The sequence below is a fragment of the Exiguobacterium sp. s40 genome, assembly GCF_018617905.1.
Taxonomy (GTDB): Bacteria; Bacillota; Bacilli; order Exiguobacteriales; family Exiguobacteriaceae; genus Exiguobacterium; species Exiguobacterium mexicanum_A.
The window spans coordinates 149488-163747 of sequence record NZ_JACSLC010000002.1 but is presented as its reverse complement, the minus strand read 5'-3'; the positions used below and the strand labels follow the sequence as shown (position 1 = coordinate 163747).

The 14260-nt window shown below is 53.4% G+C and carries 18 protein-coding genes and 2 pseudogenes; 6 read left to right on the top strand and 14 right to left on the bottom strand.

Features of this window, described 5'->3' with window-relative positions; all coding sequences use genetic code 11:
- The first annotated feature begins 74 nt into the window (after window positions 1-74).
- From KNP02_RS02450 to KNP02_RS02440, 3 genes are all read left to right on the top strand, one after another.
- Window positions 75-965, top strand: a complete 891-nt coding sequence (locus tag KNP02_RS02450) for an ABC transporter ATP-binding protein (RefSeq protein WP_214707118.1) — start codon at window positions 75-77, stop codon at window positions 963-965.
- Window positions 955-2148: an ABC transporter permease gene (locus KNP02_RS02445; protein ID WP_214707116.1), complete on the top strand. Its 1194-nt coding sequence runs from the start codon at window positions 955-957 to the stop codon at window positions 2146-2148. Before KNP02_RS02450 ends, KNP02_RS02445 begins: the two co-directional genes overlap by 11 nt.
- A 63-nt stretch (window positions 2149-2211) precedes the next feature.
- On the top strand, window positions 2212-2637 hold the full coding sequence (locus KNP02_RS02440) for a hypothetical protein (RefSeq protein ID WP_214707114.1): 426 nt from the start codon (window positions 2212-2214) through the stop codon (window positions 2635-2637).
- A 46-nt stretch (window positions 2638-2683) separates the two neighbouring features.
- Here the strand turns inward: KNP02_RS02440 and KNP02_RS02435 are convergent, their stop codons facing one another.
- From KNP02_RS02435 to KNP02_RS02425, 3 genes are all read right to left on the bottom strand, one after another.
- Window positions 2684-2890 (bottom strand): hypothetical protein, encoded by a 207-nt coding sequence (locus KNP02_RS02435; protein WP_214707112.1) that lies wholly within the window; start codon window positions 2888-2890, stop codon window positions 2684-2686.
- 56 nt (window positions 2891-2946) lie between these two features.
- On the bottom strand, window positions 2947-3546 hold the full coding sequence (locus KNP02_RS02430) for a helix-turn-helix domain-containing protein (protein WP_214707104.1): 600 nt from the start codon (window positions 3544-3546) through the stop codon (window positions 2947-2949).
- Window positions 3547-3632: 86 nt separating this feature from the next.
- Window positions 3633-4133, bottom strand: coding sequence for a PTS sugar transporter subunit IIA (locus KNP02_RS02425; protein ID WP_021066526.1), 501 nt, complete (start codon window positions 4131-4133; stop codon window positions 3633-3635).
- Between the two features lie 206 nt (window positions 4134-4339).
- Here KNP02_RS02425 and KNP02_RS02420 point away from each other — a divergent pair, with 206 nt between their 5' ends.
- Window positions 4340-6034: a M3 family oligoendopeptidase gene (locus KNP02_RS02420; protein WP_214707102.1), complete on the top strand. Its 1695-nt coding sequence runs from the start codon at window positions 4340-4342 to the stop codon at window positions 6032-6034.
- A gap of 11 nt (window positions 6035-6045) precedes the next feature.
- Here the strand turns inward: KNP02_RS02420 and KNP02_RS02415 are convergent, their stop codons facing one another.
- Window positions 6046-6474, bottom strand: a complete 429-nt coding sequence (locus tag KNP02_RS02415) for a carboxymuconolactone decarboxylase family protein (RefSeq protein ID WP_214707099.1) — start codon at window positions 6472-6474, stop codon at window positions 6046-6048.
- Window positions 6475-6590: 116 nt separating this feature from the next.
- Between KNP02_RS02415 and KNP02_RS02410 the strand changes: the two genes are divergently transcribed.
- Window positions 6591-7031, top strand: coding sequence for an Lrp/AsnC family transcriptional regulator (locus KNP02_RS02410; RefSeq protein WP_131472905.1), 441 nt, complete (start codon window positions 6591-6593; stop codon window positions 7029-7031).
- A gap of 14 nt (window positions 7032-7045) precedes the next feature.
- Here KNP02_RS02410 and KNP02_RS02405 read toward each other — a convergent pair whose 3' ends face one another.
- The 3 genes and pseudogenes from KNP02_RS02405 to KNP02_RS02395 form a co-directional block, all read right to left on the bottom strand.
- A complete protein-coding gene (locus KNP02_RS02405; protein ID WP_138859013.1) occupies window positions 7046-7936 on the bottom strand; it encodes an aldo/keto reductase in 891 nt (296 codons plus the stop codon).
- A complete protein-coding gene (locus KNP02_RS02400; RefSeq protein ID WP_034778690.1) occupies window positions 7933-8436 on the bottom strand; it encodes a cupin domain-containing protein in 504 nt (167 codons plus the stop codon). Before KNP02_RS02400 ends, KNP02_RS02405 begins: the two co-directional genes overlap by 4 nt.
- A 79-nt stretch (window positions 8437-8515) precedes the next feature.
- Window positions 8516-8674, bottom strand: a pseudogene (locus tag KNP02_RS02395) (winged helix-turn-helix transcriptional regulator); the annotation flags it as partial.
- Here KNP02_RS02395 and KNP02_RS02390 point away from each other — a divergent pair.
- Window positions 8667-8899 (top strand): annotated as a pseudogene (locus KNP02_RS02390) (LLM class flavin-dependent oxidoreductase); the annotation flags it as partial. The pseudogenes KNP02_RS02395 and KNP02_RS02390 overlap by 8 nt on opposite strands.
- A 112-nt stretch (window positions 8900-9011) precedes the next feature.
- Here KNP02_RS02390 and KNP02_RS02385 read toward each other — a convergent pair.
- From KNP02_RS02385 to KNP02_RS02355, 7 genes are all read right to left on the bottom strand, one after another.
- On the bottom strand, window positions 9012-10025 hold the full coding sequence (locus tag KNP02_RS02385) for a hypothetical protein (protein WP_214707095.1): 1014 nt from the start codon (window positions 10023-10025) through the stop codon (window positions 9012-9014).
- A gap of 6 nt (window positions 10026-10031) precedes the next feature.
- Window positions 10032-10265 (bottom strand): hypothetical protein, encoded by a 234-nt coding sequence (locus tag KNP02_RS02380; RefSeq protein WP_214707092.1) that lies wholly within the window; start codon window positions 10263-10265, stop codon window positions 10032-10034.
- Window positions 10266-10339: 74 nt separating this feature from the next.
- The gene (locus KNP02_RS02375) at window positions 10340-10768 is read right to left on the bottom strand and encodes a CBS domain-containing protein (RefSeq protein ID WP_021066516.1); all 429 of its coding nucleotides are present in this window, start codon (window positions 10766-10768) and stop codon (window positions 10340-10342) included.
- A gap of 404 nt (window positions 10769-11172) precedes the next feature.
- Window positions 11173-11973: an alpha/beta fold hydrolase gene (locus KNP02_RS02370; protein ID WP_131472910.1), complete on the bottom strand. Its 801-nt coding sequence runs from the start codon at window positions 11971-11973 to the stop codon at window positions 11173-11175.
- A gap of 86 nt (window positions 11974-12059) precedes the next feature.
- Complete coding sequence (locus tag KNP02_RS02365) at window positions 12060-13172, bottom strand: M14 family metallopeptidase (protein ID WP_214707089.1); 1113 nt, start codon at window positions 13170-13172, stop codon at window positions 12060-12062.
- Between the two features lie 88 nt (window positions 13173-13260).
- Window positions 13261-13662 carry a hypothetical protein gene (locus KNP02_RS02360; RefSeq protein ID WP_214707082.1) on the bottom strand — a complete coding sequence of 134 codons (402 nt, stop codon included), beginning with the start codon at window positions 13660-13662 and terminating at the stop codon, window positions 13261-13263.
- A 110-nt stretch (window positions 13663-13772) separates the two neighbouring features.
- Entirely contained in the window at window positions 13773-14225 is a 453-nt protein-coding gene (locus tag KNP02_RS02355) for a flavodoxin family protein (protein WP_251129108.1), read from the bottom strand.
- Between the last annotated feature and the right edge of the window lie 35 nt (window positions 14226-14260).

Here is a 14260-nt window from a genome sequence, read left to right as displayed (position 1 = left end):
TTTTGAAGAAATGTGAAACTTTTTGCTCAACATGGCGTACGCTACTAGTAGACACCTATAAGGAGGTACATTCTATGACGTTACAAATTGATCGTGTCTCGAAGCAGTTCGGCGACTTCACGGCCGTCGACGACTTGAGCTTTCATGTCCCAAAAGGCGAGATGTTTGGCCTGCTCGGGGCGAACGGGGCTGGGAAGACGACGACGTTCCGCATGATTCTCGACATCCTAAAACCGAGTGACGGGATGATCCTCTGGGACGGCCGAAAAGTCGACCACCGCATCGTCGGCTATCTGCCGGAAGAACGGGGCCTCTATCCGAAGTCACCCGTCCGGGACCAGCTCGTCTTTCTAGCAAGCTTGAAAGGAATGCGCCAAGCCGAGGCGAAACGGGCGGTCAAGTCATGGCTCGAACGGCTCGAAATCCCGCAGTATGAGACGATGCGCGTCGAACAACTGTCCAAAGGGAACCAGCAGAAGATTCAACTCGTGGCCGCCCTGCTCCACAACCCGGAGCTGCTCATCCTCGATGAACCGTTCAGCGGGCTCGACCCGGTCAACGTCGAGATCTTGAAACGTGAAGTGCTCGCCCTCCGCGACGCCGGGACGACGATTGTCTTCTCGAGCCACCGGATGGAGCACGTCGAGGAGCTGTGCCAACACATCGGCATCTTGAAAGGCGGCCGCGCGGTCGTCAGCGGCGACGTTCCAACGATCAAGGAACGTTACGCTGAACCGGTGCTCTTTATCGAGACGGACCGACCTGACGTGCTCCAAGCCCTCCCAGTCGTCCGGGCGATCGAGCCGCATAAAGACGGCCATTTCGTTCGACTCGACTCATTTGAAGACAGTGATGTGGTGCTCGGGGCCCTCGTCTCGAACGGTGCCGCCGTCAAGACGTTCATGCGCCAACCCGTCTCATTAAACGACATCTTCATCAAGGAGGTCGGTCAACATGTTTCATAACTTCGGACCACTTTACTCGTTCACGTTACGCTCGAAGCTGCGCTCAAAGGCGTTCCTCATCTCGACGATTTTAACGATCTTGTTCATCCTCGGCTTCACGAACATCGACCGTCTGCTCGCGAACTTCGAGGATACCGACCAGGCCCAAGCCATCCTCGTCACTGAAAACAGCGAACTGACGACGCTCATGCAGTCGCTCGGTTATGAAGACATCGAATCGGCCGCGATCTCCGAGTCCGAGGCGCGTACTGGTCTCGACAACGGGGATTATGAGATTGTCGCCTTCATCGAGGGGGATTCGGCCCGCGTTCTATCGGAACGGCCAGAACCGGACTTCACGACAGTCCTCCAGACGGCGCTCCGCGAAATCCGGAACGCCGAACTGATCGAGACGTCGAACATCGATCCGGCCGTCCTCGCGGCGTTGAATGAACCTGTCACGGTCGAAGAGTCGTATCTCGGCCGCGGCGGAGAGAACTCGGACGAACTGTTCTCGTCTTTCGCGTTCGTCTACGTCATGCTCATGTTGCTCTACGTCTCAATCATCACGTACGGCTCGATGATTTCGACCGAGGTCACGACCGAGAAATCGTCACGCGTCATGGAGCTGATCATCTCGACGACGCATCCTGTGACGCACATGCTCGCCAAAATCTCGGCCATCGGGACGCTCGCGTTGCTTCAAATCGCGATTTTCCTCGGCTTCGGGTACTTCAGCGCCCGCAGCAACGAGATGGCCCAGTCGGTCATCGATAACGCCGGCAACGTCCGGGCCGTCGTTTACCTGTTGACGTTCTTCACGCTCGGCTACTTGCTCTATGCGGCCATGTTCGCCGTACTCGGCTCACTCGTCAGCCGGGTCGAAGAATCGCAACAGATGACGATGCCGGTCATCATGCTGCTTGTCGCCGGGTTCCTCGCCGCCATGTTCGGCTTGAACAACCCGGAAGCATCGATCGTCACGATTTTGTCGTACGTACCGTTCTTCACGCCGATGCTCATGTTCCTTCGTGTCATGCTCGTCGATGTGCCGGTATGGGAAGTCGCGTTGTCGATTGGCATCATGATTGCCACGATCGGTGTGATTTTGTGGGTCGGCTCGAAATTTTATCACGGCGGCGTCCTATTCTACGGCAACAACGCGATTAAACAATGGCGACAAATATTACAGAATCGACAATAACGTTTACAGCATTTTCGTTTTCGTATACTCTAAAGAATGTGCAAAATGAGGAGGAAACGAACAATGCGATCACGATTACTCGCAGCTTTAATCTTTACTTTCATGACGACGCTCACGACGTTCATCTGTTATACCGTCTTCTTGGACGCCGATGCGCTGTGGCAAATCTTGCTCGCATACGCGGGAAGCACGTTCCTCGGGACGCTCGCTTTTTGGTATCCGGTCAGCCGGCGTCCAGAGACGTCGCGGTTCGGCGGCGCGTGGATCGGCATCTTGATCACGACGACGACGCTCATCGGATTCACCGCGATCCGCTTCACCGTTCGTGGTGACGCCGCGTCCTTACTCGACTGGCAGACGATGCTCGCGAGCCTCGCCTACACGTTCGGTTACGTCGGTTGGGTGCTCACGATTCTCAACATCGTGCTCGGCTTCCTACTTGCCGGGACACGACCGAAAGTAAGATATGACTCGCGCATGGCGCGTTAATATCGACAAAAGGAGCCAAGACAATGCGTCTTGGCTCCTTTTGTATTTATCCTTTGCTCTGTCCCTTTCCAATTTGCTGATGGTATAACATCGACGCATCAAGTAGTTCATCAAGTTTAAGGGTTAGCATCATTTTTTCTCGTTTGCTTAATTTCTGTCCATAAAACATCAAATCTCTAAATTCACTATCCGCACTTCGATAACTTTTACCTAATTGCTCCCTAGAGCTTTTCATTGTTTCCACCATCTCCATATCTGTACTTCCTCCCTAACTAAATTAAAAAAACACGAACTTTTAGTCCGTGTTGTTCACTGCAATTTATACGATTTATCGACGACCCCGAACTCCGTGTATTGGAACGAGTTGTCGACGAACTGGTCCGGTACGAGCTGCTCGATATAGCGGGCGAACGGCACGATTCGATGCGTCGGTTCGTGCGAGCGTCCCAGGTCGAGCACGGCATCGACGAGCGCCTCGAGCGCATGATGTGTAGTCGGTTCCTCGTCCTCGGCGAAGATGCGATGGAGTTCTTCCTCATGCATGAGGTCGAAGATGCGCATGCGTGCCTCGAGCTGCCGCTGCATGTCCTCGGTCGACTTGCCGTGCATCGCCTCATCGTAGGCGAGCTTCATTTGCTCAAGTTCTGGGACCGTCCCTTTCATGAGCACTTTGAGCGACTCGCCCGTCCAAATATGGCGGGCCAAATAGTTCGCGTCAATCTTGAGCGCCTCGGCGAGCGCCTCTATGTAAGGCATCGTCGGGTAGACTTCACTCAGTTCGGTCCGGCGAATAAAGTACGGGGCGACGCCAATGCGGTCGGCGAGTGCCTCGACCGAGATGCCGGCCCGCTCACGTAATATTCGAATCCGATCCCCATAACCCCGGTACGGTGCGTTTTTTCCATCCATGTCTCTCTCCCCCTCTCTTTTTAGTATAGTTCCCGAATCCATAAAAAAATACTCGGAAGCATACGCCTCCGAGTAAAATGTTCAACTTATTTTTTCGTCAATTCGACGACTTCTGTAGAACCGGCTGTGACCGTGTCGCCTTCAGCAACGAGTTTGTTCACGCCGAAGCTGTCGTGGTTCGTGATGATCACCGGTGTGATCGTCGACGGCGCGTTCGCTTTGATGAAGTCGAGGTCGAACGTGACGAGCGTGTCGCCAGCTTTGACGGCTTGACCTTCTGTCACGTGCGTTTCGAAGCCTTCACCTTTAAGATTGACCGTGTCAAGACCGATGTGAATCAAGTACTCCGCACCGTTGTCAGCGTTGATCCCAATCGCGTGTTTTGTCGGGAAGACAGTCGCGATTGTACCGTTGACCGGCGAGACGACTTTGCCGTCTGTCGGTTCGACGGCAATGCCGTCACCCATCATTTTTTGCGAGAACACTTGGTCAGGAACGTTCGTGATGTCAATGACCTTCCCTGTAAGCGGTGAAACCGCGTTAAGTTGTTCTTCTTTACCACCAAATAGTTTTTTAAAGAATCCCATAGCTTAATCCCTCCAACATGTTCTGTTAATCAAAGTCTTAGTTTTTATACCCGAAAAGCTTCCTCTTCAATCCCTACCCTATAAACGGTATAGTTGTAATAAGGTAGTGCGAATTCGTTTACACATCGTAAGAATACGAGTGTGCAATCGCTTTTGCAAGCCCTTTTTACACTTTATAAAAATTTCACATGATGGAGGCGCTTACAATGACGACTTTCACAAAATTGTCATATGAACGGCCCGACTTGGACGCTTTGAACAGCCGATTGTCGGACTATTCAGTCGAATTGCAACAAGCGAGCACACTCGAAGAAGCGAACGAATTGATTCGCCAAATCAACCAGGAACGGAACGCGTTCGAGACGCAAAGTCAACTCGTCGCAATCCGCCACTCGATCGATACGCGTGATGCGTTCTACGAGGCCGAGCAGACATTTTTTGACGATGCGTTACCGGTTTACGAGAAAGAGGTCCAAGCGTATTATCGCGTCTTGACCGAGCACGACCTGCGCAGCCAACTTGAACAGGAATGGGGCAGCCAATTGTTCGAACTCGCCGAGCGTGCACTCAAAACGTTCGAGGAGTCGCTCATCCCGAAACTGCAGGAAGAAAACCGATTGGCGACCGCCTATCAGAAAGTCATGTCAGCGGCCCAAATCGAATTCGACGGCAAGACGCTCAACTTGTCCCAGTTCGGCCCGTATCTTCAGTCCCCTGACCGTTCGGTACGAAAAGCGGCATCCGAGGCCCGTTATACATATCTCGCCGACAACGGGGACGAACTCGACCGCATCTACGGCGAACTCGTCCGCGTCCGGACCGACATCGCGCACGCGCTCGGCTTCCCGTCGTTCGTCGAGCTCGGTTACGCCCGTATGCAACGCGTCGGCTATGACGAGTCGAACGTCGACAACTTCCGCAAACAAGTGCGCGACGTCATCGTCCCGCTCGCGACGACGTTAAAAGAGAAGCAAGCGAAGCGGATCGATGTCGATTCGCTCACGTACTACGACGAGTCGTTCGTCTTCCCAGACGGCAACGCGACGCCACAGGGCGACGAGGCGTTCATCATCGAAGGCGGCAACACGATGTATCGTGAACTCTCAAAAGAGACGGACGAGTTCTTCCAGTTCATGCAACAGCGTGGTGCCCTCGACTTGACGGCGAAACCGGGCAAGGCCGGCGGCGGTTACTGCACGTATCTCCCGTCAGAAGGTCTCCCGTTCATCTTCTCGAACTTCAACGGGACGGCCGGCGATATCGACGTGCTCACGCACGAGGTCGGTCACGCCTTCCAAGTGTATGAGAGCCGTCATTTGACGACGCCGGAATACGCGTTCCCGACATACGAGGCGTGTGAGATCCACTCGATGTCGATGGAGTTCTTCTGCTGGCCATGGATGGAACTGTTCTTCGGCGACCAAGTCGACAAATACAAGTTCAATCACTTGGCAGGAAGCATCACGTTCCTCCCGTACGGCGTCCTCGTCGACGAGTTCCAGCACGTCGTCTACCGCAACCCTGACATGACGGTCGCTGAGCGTCGCCAGGCATGGCGTGACCTTGAGAAGGTGTACTTGCCGCACCGTGACTATGAGACGAACGACTACCTCGAGACAGGCGCTTGGTGGCACCAACAAGGACACATCTTCCAGAGCCCGTTCTACTATATCGACTACACGCTCGCGCAAGTGTGCGCCTTCCAGTTCTGGGTGCGCATGCATGAGGACCGTGAGGCGGCGTGGAGCGATTACCTCACGCTCTGCCAAGCCGGCGGCAGCCGCTCGTTCCTCGAGCTCGTCGAATTGGCCGGTCTCAAGTCGCCGTTCGAGGACGGCGTGTTGAAACAGACGGTCGGACAGATTGAAGACTATCTATTGAAACACCCGCTCGCGCACTAAAACGAACCCACTCACGTCAGCGTGAGTGGGTTTTCTCGTTCCAGCCCGAGCATGGCGCCGACGTATTGCGAGGCCGTCATGAAGGCGATAAAAGCGCAAAGTTCACTGATCTCGGCATCCGTGAAGACGTCTTGGAGCACACGAATCGACGAGGCCGGCGTGTCGCCTTTCAGTTGTAAAAACACATCGGCGAACCCGACGGCGAGTGCCGTCCGTTCGTCGAACATATGCGGTTCAGGCTTTCCTTTCGCCTGGCAGTAGTCACAGCCGTTTTGTTGGGCGAGCGTCCGTCGTACCTGTTCTTTCAACTCGGCGGACAGTCTCCCCTCGCCCGTTAACATGTCTCCGAGCGCTGACCACTGTCGCATCACGCCCTCGTCATGCGCGAGCAATCGTTCGAACGGTGTCTTTCCGATGACAGCTGGTTGGATTCGACTCATCTCAACACCTCCTGTATATAAGTATAGAAGGTGCCCATGACGTTTCCCATTTCATTCATAACGGAATCCAGGTACAATACATGCCATATAATACGAAAAAAAGGAGAATTCATTTCATGCTAAAAATCGACGATATCGACCGTCTCCTCTTACATGAACTAACAAACGACAGCCGCCTCTCGATGAGCGAACTCGGGCGCCGCATCAATTTATCGGCTCCGTCCGTCGGCGAACGCGTCCGCCGGCTCGAGTCATTTGGCGTCATCAAAGGTTACACGATTGATATCGATCATGAATTGCTTGGTCGACCGATTCAATGTCTCATCGAGGCGACCGTGAAGAACGGGAACTATGAGGCGTTCACTCAGTTTTTGGGTCAGCAGTCGAACGTGTCGTTCTGTTATCGCATCTCCGGGAGCGCCTGCTATATGCTGAAGATGCAATTCGCGACGTTCGCCGAGGCCGAGCAGTTCATCGATGCGGCCATCCCTTACGCCCAGACCGTTACACATTTCATCTTCTCCGAGGTCAAGACGCAACAACAGGTGAGCCCGTGAGCCCACCTGTGTCTTCAAATCACATCTAATGGTTCTTTTTGGCTCGGTGGCGGGAACGCCTCGTCGAGCGCATTGAAGTCGTCCTCGGTCAAGTTGAGGAGCAACGCCGCGCCGTTCTCTTCGACGTGCGCTTTCTGACCCGCTTTCGGGATGGCGATGACGTTTCCGCTCCGCACCGTCCACGCAAGCAAGATTTGGGCCGGCGTCGCACTGTACGCCTCGGCAATCCGGTTCACCGTCTCGTCGTTGAAGACTTTCTCTTTCACGTCGCTGCCTTCCGCGAGCGGGGCGTAAGCCATCATCGGGATTCCTTGCTCCTGTAAAAATGGCAACAAATCGTATTCGACGCCGCGGCTGCCGAGATGATAGAGCACTTGGTTGACGGCGCAATGTTTCCCCTTCGGCAAGGCGAGCAGTTCTTTCATGTCGTCGACATCAAAGTTCGAGACACCCCACGCTCGGATCTTACCGTCCGCCTTCAACTGTTCGAGCCCGTCGACCGTCTCCTCGAGCGGGATGTTCCCGCGCCAATGCAGGAGATATAAGTCGAGGTAGTCCGTACCGAGCCGTTCGAGCGTCGCGTCACAAGCTTGGACGAGTTTGTCGCCCCCGGCGTTATGCGGATACACTTTCGAGACGAGGAACACGTCTTCCCGCCGGTCTTGAATCGCTTCACCGACGAGCGACTCCGATTTCCCTTCCCCGTACATCTCCGCCGTATCGATGACGTGCAACCCGCAGTCGAGTCCCGTCCGGAGTGCCTCGATCTCGGCTTCCCGTTTCGATTCGTCTTCTCCCATGCGCCATGTGCCTTGCCCGAGGGCCCTCATTTCACGCCCGTCTGGCAATTCAGCCACGTGTTGTTTCAGTGCCGCCAAAATTAATGTATGTGGAATGCGGTTCATGCCATCTCCTCCTTCGTCCATTGTTCATGTAACGGCCCAGTCGTCCCAAAGACGGGATCGGTCGCCGGTTTGTCGACTCGTTCGATCCGTTGCACACTGTCCGGCCGTTCTTCCGGTTTCCCTGTTAACGTGTCATAATCGCGCCCTTCCGGATAGGCACCGACGATGGCGAAGTCTTCACTCGCCTCGAGACGACGATGTCCCGTCCCGGCCGGCAAAATCAAGACGTCTCCTGCTTGAAGCGAGACGAGGTCTCCGGTCGCACCGCCAAGTTGGACGGTCGCCCGGCCCGACTTCACGCCGAGCACTTCATGCGTGTTGCTATGGTAATGGTGATAATCGAACACCCCGTTGACCCAACTGTTGCCCCAACCGTTATGTTCGAACGTCGCTTGCATCCCGTCCGTCTCATCGAACACGCCGCGATACAACAACACCGGGAAATCCGGATTGTTTGGGATCGAGCCGTCGTCTTCAAATCGATATGTCAACACATCCATATTGTTCCCTCCTTGTCTCTGTCTTTGTACCCGACATGAGGCAACAAAAAACGGCTGCTCGGCATGAGCAACCATTTCGTCAAGAGATGACATCTTCCCCCGTCTGTTCAATATGCCCTTCTCCCCAGTCACACATCGCATCCAAAATCGGTTGGAGCGACCAACCGTAGTCGGACAGGGAATAGACGACTTTCGGTGGGACTTGTTCATACACCGTGCGGATGATGACACCGTTCTCGATGCCGATGCATCTCGATTTGACGCATGACCAGGACGAGCTTCCGACGCCAATCCGGCTCGGTTTCCGTGTCGGTCGCAATCAGCTGATTAAACTACTCGAAGTGTATCGTGGAATCGGTGTCAACCACTTGTTCTTCGCCTTGTTCGACGGGCACGTCCGGCCGATGAGGTCATCACGGAGCTAGGAGAATATGTGCTTCCCCATTTCCCACCGCTCTCGTAACTGAAGCACATCAAAAAGACGACTTTCCATTGTGGAAGTCGTCTTTTTGAGTTACAGCCAATGGCTCGACCGCGTGTAACGCATCTTCATAAATCTACAAAAAAAACCAGACTCAGTTAAAATCCCCTTCATCCTTTTCCCCATAAAGCAGTTGCTCCCTCGTTCGCCTTTTCTGTTGTGCCTCGAATATTTCTTTGTAAAGCGCAATCACGGCATCGAACGAGCTTTCGACGTCGATTCGTTGTTCCAACAGTTGATCAACATAGAATCCGTGACGCAAATCTTCAAGGTAGAGCTCCGCTGCTTGATCGAACATCATCTCAAACTGCTCTTTTGCGTCTCGAATCTCATCATGTGGTTCCCTATCCGTCAAAAGCCGCTGGTCGAAAGGGTCTGTCGATTGAATGAGCTCGTCCCACGCTTCAGGCGACAGTCTGGCTTTCCAATAATCATAGCCCGATTCAAAGCGTTGCAACGGTTGACCGGATGGAAACGATTTTTCGGCATATGCTTCGTACAGTTTCTTCCAATGTTCGAAAAACCAATTGATCATCGCCATGTCCCAGTCCATGAATATCTCTGATTTGTCATGTTCGACATATTGGACCCTTCCGCCTTTATACGTCACCTCATAACGAATCGTCCCTTGAATGGACTCGTCGCGATAAAACATGTCATCGCGATACTCCATATCATCTAAATCAAGGTTTGCTGGCTTCTGATACGCTTCGAGTGCACTCGCAAGCGATTGGACAGCTCCTGTCGTCAGATTGGTGAACGTCACTTCAATTCGCTCGATGGTTCGGGGTGTCTCGATGATTCCTTCGTTGTAACAGACGGCCAAGACGAGCGGTCGTAGGCTCTCCGTCGAATCGGGAATCGCCATCCATTCATGCAGTAGCGGGTCATGGTAATACCCCGCTTCGATTAACGCTTCTGTGTTGTGGGCATCATTTTCAATGATTGAATACAACAGAACGTCAAGTGGTTGAACTTCACCGTATGGGATTATTCCATAGAAGTTTTCCTCGATCTCGTCACCCGTCCGGAAGTCCCGACCGCTCCACCACTCCACGACAAAACGCCATCGCTCGACGAGCCACCACACCCACTCACCGCCGTTCATACCGGTTTACCATTCATTCCGTTCATAGGCGACCCACTCGTCTTTATCGTACGAAACGGACTGAGTGGTCCCGTCTTGGTAGCGGACCTGATAGGTGAAGATGCCATGTAACGTGTCTCGGTGAAGCAAAGAACAAGCCGATTCATTCATAAACAGCATGAAATCGATGAAGTTCACCGCTTCCTCAGACCCTGCCTCTTGAAACCATAGCTCAATCGATTCAATGACTCGTGCTTCCATCTATAGTCCGCCTCACCGTTGCTTGTACTAACGCATACAAAAACCAACCCGCTTTCACAGGTTGGTCCGTTCGCTCAGTTCACTTTATTCTCGAGCTGTTGCAACTTCGTCGAATAGTACTCGATGATGTCGCGGCGCCGGATGATACCGATGAAATATTTCCCGTCATCGACGACCGGCACGAAGTTTTGATCGGTGATCGCATCGACGAGCTCCTCGATTTGCGCCGTGATGGCGACCGGCTTATACCGTACGCGTTGCTTGATATCTTTCAGGCGTGTCCGGAGCACTTTTTCGTAGTCTTCTTCCCCGCGAAGCTGTTCGGCGAGTGCCCAGAGCAAATCCCCTTCTGTCATCGTCCCGGCGTAAAAGCCGTTCTCGGATACGAGCGGCACCGAGGTGAAGCGATGATGTTTCATCTTCTCGAGCGCTTGACGCACCGTCGATTCCGGGTCTAAATATTTGACGTCTTCTTTCGGATATAAAAAGAAAGCGATATTCATGTACAATCTCTCCTCAATCTAAAAATCCACCTCTCCATTGTACCATGTATTAAGGTCTAGTCAGCACAAATTGACCATCTAAATGTCATCCGTTCTAGCAAAAGGAGGCTTATTTCTTTTTTCTTGTGAAGTGTTTCCAGACGAGCTGTTCGAATTGTGCTAGAACACAAAAACAGGCACGGTCCCGAGCGGCTTTTCCATAGCCATCCTTGACCGTGTGACGAACACCAACGACTCTATGTCAAAACCTCGACATACAGCAAACTTGTTCAATCTCAACTCGAACAAAGTGCTTCATTTTAGCTATACCCGTGTACAAGTCGTTCTAGCCTCAAAATCCGTAACAAACGTGCTACAGATGAGCATCAAAAAAAGCCTAGGAACGTCCTAGGCTTGTCACACACTCAAATAAATCCGAGCAACGTCTTGTTGAACTTGTCCATCTCGTCGAGGACGGTACCGTGACCGCTCTCCTCGAACCGTTCGATACGAGCGTTCGGGATCCCTTTTTCCATTTCGAGCGCGAACTCGAACGGACAAATCTTGTCATGGACGCCATGGATGATAAGCGTCTCGACATTGACTTTCGGCAAGTCCTCGCGCAAATCCTCATCACGGAGTGCTTTCGCCGAAGCAATCGTCCCGTGACTCGACGCGACGAGCGACAGATGATGGAACCAGTTTTGCATCGGTTTCGAATGTTCTTTCTCGAAGAAAATCTCACCGAACCCTTCGAGCATCTTCGGACGGTCTTTCAGCGTATCCTCAATCAACGCGTCGACCTCGGCTTGCGTCATCCCGTACGGATAGTCCGGACGTTGCGTGAACACTGGTGCCGCTGCGCCTGAGAGGACGAGTTTCTTCAACCCATCATCCGGGAAATCGACGGCGTAACGGATGGCGATGGCCCCGCCCATCGAGAAGCCGACGAGCGTGAAATCTTTGATGCCAAGCCCGTCAACGACCATGTGCACGTCCGACGCCATCGTTGCATAGTCATAACCTGTCGCCGGTGCATCGGACTTGCCGTAGCCACGATAGTCGATCCCGACGTAGCGATAGCCTGCTTCGAGCAATGCATTCTTTTGATACTCGAACATGTTGTTGTTTGCCGGCCAGCCGTGCAAGAAGACGACGGCATCGCCTGTCCCGACGTCTTCCACGTAAATACTCGTTCCGTCATGTGCGGTAATATAATTCCCCATTGGTCAAAACCCCCAGTTGAATTGTTGAGCGGCGTGCGTGTTTGCCCACAACCCACTTTTTCCCGTTTGACCGAAGTGGAAACCTGTCAACTGTCGCGCCAGAGCGATTCGGCTTTCAAGACATGCTCAATCGCCGCCGCCCCCTCGAGTAATACGGACGTCCGCCACGACTCATCTTCCGGATAAAACATGGCCATGAATTCTTTTCGAATGCCGTTGCGGGCTTCCGGGTCTTTCGTTCCTTCAAAGTAGAGCCGGTTCTCGAGAATAATTGTCAAGAACTCGCGAATCGTCGCTTTCGTCGACGTCCCGAATGTCCCGAACTCGAACAACGCCGAGACGAGTTGTTTGTCCGGATAGTGCGTGTCCCGTACGTAATAGAAGTGGTTCGTCGAGTCCCCGAGGACATCGGTCGGGTCATACGTCTGGATGTTCTTCAACCCGTAAGTCCGCTTCAACGCGTCGACGTCACGCCCGTCGCGCTCACTGATGACCATCGTCACTTCGTTCGTCGGACCGAGCGCCGTATGCCAATCCATGTGGACGACGCGGTCATAGCGATCGAGCAGGTCATGTTGAATCTCCTTCAAAAAGATGGCGGACGGCTCATCCGACTCACCGCCATAATAGACGCCTTTCGGGAACTGATATTGTCCCATCCCTTTCGCCTCGGTCATCGCCTCGAAGCCGTCGAGCTTGATACCAGAACCGAGGAACGAGTAGATATGTTCGCGCGATTCATGGTAGTCATCGATGACGCCATCCGGGACGAACAAGTGCCGCATGACTTCATACTCTTTATTGACGTTACGCGGGAGTGATTCTCGGTCGATGACGTAGTTCCGGTTCAAGTCGACGTTATGTTCATTGACGCGGCGGAAGTGCTTCATCCCCCACGGATTGACCGCATGAATGAGACAAATTCCCGTCGACTCATGCCGAAGGTTTTCGAGCTGCGTCTCGACGAACTGATGCGTCACGGCGGCACCGGCATACCCTTCGATGCCGTGCTCGCCGATTGTCATGAGGAGCACCGCCTCGCGTGACCCCGCCGGCTCACCGATGATCAAGTCGATCGTGTCCTCGCCGATCGAGTGGGACATCACGCGGGCCGTCGGATAATAGGTTTTAACGTTGTCGAGTAAGGCGAGAAACTTCTCGCGCGACTCTTCGTATGATGATGAAAAATAATGACTCATGGTGATTCCCTCCATTCTTGTCTTCTGTACCCCATTCCCATTCCAGACCAGACTAAAAACGCCTCCATGGCGGAGACGTTTTCTAAATTTAGTGGGCCCCGGCTTTCGTCCCACGGTTTTGACGCCGGAACTCGAACAAGTAGACGAGCGGAGCGAGCAGAAGGGCGCCGAACACCCAATACGCGCCCGGACTCTCGAACAACACATTGAACGCCCGGAAGAACCAGGCGACGAGCGAGAAGCCGACGACGAGTTCGGCCGTCCAAATGACACTACGACGAACAGCGAGCGTGAGCGTGTTCGTTTTTTGGAAGAGGGCCGCGAGAAAGGCGATCAAAAAGGCCGGGAAGCTACTGAGCCAAAGCATCCTGTTCATCGTGGACTCGGCAAAATACGTGTTGCCGAGTGATACCGTGATCACATAATGCGCAACGAGCACCAATAAGACGACAATCCAACCCATGAGGACGTCACGTTCCCATTTTTTCATCATTCTCCCTCCGTTCCACACAAAAGAGCTACCCTTATATTTACCCGTTTTGCGAACACTTCGGACAATTCTGCGTCAAAAAAGACGCGTCCCATAAGGAACACGCCAGATTATTTGTCCATCAAGTGACGGGCCCATTCGGTCGCCCGCTCGAGCTCTCCGTCTTTAAGTGGTCCTTCTTTATCAAGGACGATGAACGATTCTTTCAGCACCGGCTCCGCTCCTTTTTCGAGCAGTAACTGCTCCATGCGGGTCGAGGCGTGACCGAACCATTTGACGATTTTCCCGACGAAAAAGCCTTGATCTTCTTCGGCCATACTCGTATCGAAGGCTGCAGCTCGTGTACCACGCAGCGCATGGTCCGATAAGCCATCGAGAAACGTCTTCACGTCCTCGGTCTCGCGCCCTCCGTGAGTCGGCGAACCAACGATGAACAAATCAAGGTTGGCGAGGTCGCCGTATCCGACGTGGCTGATCTGCATGATGTCGACGCGGTGTAAGTCGCCGAACCCGTCCTTGATGGCATATGCGACTTTTTCGGTACACCCCGTACATCGAGTCAAAGATGATGAGGATTTTCATGTTTGTCCCTTCTCTC